We start from the raw sequence: 2,867 nt of genomic DNA, 5'->3' as shown, positions 1-2,867 counted from the left end.
CAGTCACCCCCGCCCTGCCACCCACCACCACCCGCCACCTGGGATCCATCAAGGAGACATCGCCATGGCACCGGTCATTTCCGGGTTTGACTACCATCGGATTTCTGTTGCTGACGGCATCAGTTTGAATGTTGCTGTTGGTGGTGCGGGCAGTCCGATCGTGCTGCTGCACGGGTTCCCGCAGACGCATCTGATGTGGCGGCACGTCGCTACCGACCTCGCGGCTGACCACACCGTCATCTGCCCCGATCTCCGCGGTTACGGCGCCAGCGACAAGCCCGCCGAGACCGACGGCACGACGTACTCCAAGCGGACGATGGCGGCCGACATCGTCGCTCTGGCCGGCGCTCTCGGACATGACCAGTTCGCCCTTGCCGGCCACGACCGCGGCGCGTTGGTCGCCTTCCGTGCCGGCCTCGACCACCCTGGCGCGATCACCCAGCTCGCCTGCCTCGATGTCCTCCCTACCCTGGACATGTGGGACGCGATGCACGGAGTCCAGGCATCCGTCGCCTTCCACCTCTACCTGATGGCGCAGCCGCCCGGCCTTCCCGAGCAACTGATCGCCGCCAGCCCGGACGCCTTCTTCGGCTACTTCCTCGACCTCTGGACAAACGACCCGTCGGCCATCCCAGCCGACATCCGTGCCGCCTACCTGGAGGCCTCTCGAGCGGCAGTCCCGTCGATCGTCGCCGACTACCGGGCTTCCGCGGGGATCGATGTGCAACACGATCAGGTGAACCTTGCTGCTGGGAACCACCTGCGCATGCCGGTCGCAGTACTGCAGCAGGACTGGGGTTCGGCGCTCGGCTTCGACGGTGCTGCGCTGTGGAGAGCCTGGGCGCCGGACCTGGAACACACCCTCGTCACCTCCGGCCACTTCATGGCGGAAGAGGCGCCGACCGACATCGCCAAGGCCCTCCGCCACCTGCTCAGCCGCTGATCGCCGCAAACCATTGGTGCATCACGCCGCCGCTGAACTAGCGTCCCGCACGTGGACAACAAGGCGGCGAAGGATCTGGTCCGGCGCGGATACAACGCGCTCTCACATCAGTACGAGCAGGCCTACGATGGCGAAGCGAAGTACGGGGCGTGGATCGCTGAGGTCCTCGATGTTCTCCCGGCCTCGGCCGACGTGCTGGATCTCGGCTGCGGTAATGGAATCCCGGTGGCTCGGTCGTTGGCTACTGCCGGTCATCACGTGACCGGGGTCGACATCAGCGAGGTGCAGATCGATCGCGCGCGTGAGCTTGTTCCTGCTGCGAACTTCATCTGCGCCGACGCGACGAGCCTCGGCTTCCCGGACGCGAGTTTCGATGCTGTCGTCTCGTTCTACGCGCTCATCCACGTACCGGTAGAGGAGCAGTTGCCGTTGATCCAGCAGATCGCCGCCTGGCTGCGCCCTGGTGGGCGGTTCGTCGGCACCACTGGTCACGGCGCCTGGACCGGCACCGAGGAGAACTGGCTCGGTGGTGAGGCCGCCATGTGGTGGAGCCAGGCGGATGCCGCGACGAGCCTCGGCTGGCTGGCCGACAGCGGTCTGATCGTCGACCGCGAGGAGTTCGTCCCCGAAGGCGACGCCGGCCACACCCTCTTCTGGGCGCATCGTCCCTAACTGTCCCTAACTGTCCCCAGCCGGCCCTAGCCGTTCCTAGCCGGCCCTAGCCGGATCTGCCGCGACAGCCACGTGTCGGGGTTCGGGTGTCGGGGGTGCCGGGCAGGCTGGCGTTGGCCGCCCTTCGCACCGGCCAGGGCGAACCCGACCGAAATCCCGTGCAGCCTGGTGCGCAGTTCAGTCGCAGTCCCCGGAGGTCGTGCGACTAGTGGGTCCACATGTCCGCAGCCCGTAGAGCACGCGGCCGATTCCGTCCGCAGGACCTTCACGCGCAGGAGCCGATGGTCGCTGCGGGTGCCGGGTGATGGACCCAGTCGATGACCAGGCGCCTAACGTCAGGCTGCCTTCGACCAGGTCGCGTTTCCGGTCGGCCCATTGCCGGATCCAGTCGTGGACCCGGTCGCGAGTGTGGATGCGGCCGCCGGCTGAGGTTGCCAGGGGTGTCTGGCACGGGCGGCTCAGTCCCCCATGGGGTCGAAAGCCGCCGCATCCACCCGGCTCGCGTCGCCGGTCGACGCGGTGTCCGGTGCCGTTGCCGGTCTATCCGGCCGCGGGCAGGTCGCCCCACGGGTCGAACGCCGCCGGATCCACGCCGGTGGTATCGCCGGTGAGTGTGGTGCCACCAGTCGACCCGGCCGCGGGCAGGTCACCCCACGGGTCGAACGCCGCCGCATCTACCGGGTTCGCCTTGCCGGTGGGTGTGCTGTCACCGGTCGATCCGGCCTCGGGCGCGTCGCCAACCGGTCGAAGGCCGCCGCATCCACCGGGCTCGCCTTGCTGATGGGTGTGGTGCTACCGGTCGACCCGGCCGCGGGTAGGTCACCCCACGGATCGAAGGTCGCGTCCACCGGGGTGGTGTCGTCGGTGGGTGTGGTGTCACCGGTCGGTCCGGCCACGGGTGTAGGTGTGTCGCCCCAGGGGTTGACGGCCGCGGTGTTGGGCGCGGTGGTGGACCCGGGGCGGTCTTCGGTGGACCCGGTGGGTGCGGCGTTGGCCGTGCGTGGGGGTGGTGCGGGTGGTGGCCGGTACCGGATGCGGGTGGTCGGATCAGGGTCGGCCCAGGTGGGGCGTTCGACCTGGACGGTGCCGTCGGCCAGGGTGATGGTCCAGCGGCCGGCGTGCAGGGCGATGTGATGGGCCTTGCAGAGCAAGACCAGGTTGCAGAGCTTGGTGGCGCCGCCGTCGATCCAGTGGACCAAGTGATGGGCTTCGCAGCTGATGGGCGGGGCACCGCAGACGACGCAGCCGCGGT

At 68.6% G+C, this 2,867-nt stretch carries 3 protein-coding genes; 2 read left to right on the top strand and 1 reads right to left on the bottom strand.

The window, feature by feature from the left end:
• Nucleotides 1–64 precede the first annotated feature (64 nt).
• Both VFG33_RS38910 and VFG33_RS38905 read left to right on the top strand, forming a co-directional pair.
• Nucleotides 65–943, top strand: a complete 879-nt coding sequence (locus tag VFG33_RS38910; protein WP_325058054.1) for an alpha/beta fold hydrolase — start codon at nucleotides 65–67, stop codon at nucleotides 941–943.
• Nucleotides 944–994: 51 nt separating this feature from the next.
• On the top strand, nucleotides 995–1,615 hold the full coding sequence (locus VFG33_RS38905; protein WP_325058053.1) for a class I SAM-dependent methyltransferase: 621 nt from the start codon (nucleotides 995–997) through the stop codon (nucleotides 1,613–1,615).
• Nucleotides 1,616–2,289: 674 nt separating this feature from the next.
• Here VFG33_RS38905 and VFG33_RS38900 read toward each other — a convergent pair.
• Nucleotides 2,290–2,867, bottom strand: a 578-nt coding sequence (locus tag VFG33_RS38900; protein ID WP_325058052.1) for an HNH endonuclease signature motif containing protein, incomplete at its 5' end; no start/stop codon positions are given.

Source organism: Kribbella sp., assembly GCF_035687465.1.
Lineage (GTDB): Bacteria > Actinomycetota > Actinomycetes > Propionibacteriales > Kribbellaceae > Kribbella.
Note: the sequence above shows the minus strand (reverse complement) of the source record. Positions and strands in the feature narration are given on the sequence as shown.

Bases quoted from the DNA above. Each gene is read 5' to 3' on its own strand.
- VFG33_RS38910 (WP_325058054.1), top strand. From the start codon at position 65: ATGGCACCGGTCATTTCCGGGTTTGACTACCATCGGATTTCTGTTGCT.